General features: G+C 43.0%; 3 protein-coding genes. 2 read left to right on the forward strand and 1 reads right to left on the reverse strand.

Translation table 11 applies throughout. The features are described 5' to 3' along the window. Window positions 1–236, reverse strand: a 236-nt coding sequence (locus L4B77_RS20170) for a transposase (RefSeq protein WP_429751568.1), incomplete at its 3' end; no start/stop codon positions are given. A gap of 36 nt (window positions 237–272) precedes the next feature. Between L4B77_RS20170 and L4B77_RS20175 the strand changes: the two genes are divergently transcribed. Beyond that, complete coding sequence (locus tag L4B77_RS20175; protein WP_429752630.1) at window positions 273–518, forward strand: Hachiman antiphage defense system protein HamA; 246 nt, start codon at window positions 273–275, stop codon at window positions 516–518. 28 nt (window positions 519–546) lie between these two features. After that, the coding region (locus tag L4B77_RS20180; RefSeq protein ID WP_429751568.1) for a transposase at window positions 547–782 on the forward strand (236 nt) is incomplete at its 3' end.

Consider the following 782-nt stretch of genomic DNA (forward strand, 5'->3'; position numbering starts at 1 on the left):
AGCTCTTCAGCTTGCTCTGCCAATAATCGTTTGAGTTTGGCATTTTCAGTGGCGAGCTCCCTTTCTCTATCGCTGATTTTCGCATCTTTTTTGACGGCTTTACGCCACCCATAAATTTGAGATTCATATAGCGAAAGCTGTCGTGCGGCAGCAGAGACACCGACTTTCTCTGCTAACTTAAGCGCTTCGGCTTTAAATTCAGGAGCATGTTTGATTCGTGTTTTCTTAGTTGTCATTGTTCACCTCGTTAGTGATTGTACTCACTTAACTCGGTGTCCAAAACTTCTGGTGCGGATCATACCGCTAGAGAGTCAGCTAGATTGACGAAAGAAGCTAGAAAGTTATTCCGTCACCCAGAAATAGATTCTGAAAACCCAGATAGAACCGGTGAAGCTGGTGAACTACTGTTATTTTTCTTAATCGAAGCCATTCTCGGTGCACCTCAAATGGTTTCAAAAATGGAATTAAAAACCAATCATAAAGATGATCCGCACCAGAAGTTTTGGACACCGAGTTAAGTGAGTACAATCACTAACGAGGTGAACAATGACAACTAAGAAAACACGAATCAAACATGCTCCTGAATTTAAAGCCGAAGCGCTTAAGTTAGCAGAGAAAGTCGGTGTCTCTGCTGCCGCACGACAGCTTTCGCTATATGAATCTCAAATTTATGGGTGGCGTAAAGCCGTCAAAAAAGATGCGAAAATCAGCGATAGAGAAAGGGAGCTCGCCACTGAAAATGCCAAACTCAAACGATTATTGGCAGAGCAAGCTGAAGAGCT

This window comes from Vibrio minamisatsumaniensis (genome assembly GCF_050337445.1).
Lineage (GTDB): Bacteria > Pseudomonadota > Gammaproteobacteria > Enterobacterales > Vibrionaceae > Vibrio > Vibrio artabrorum.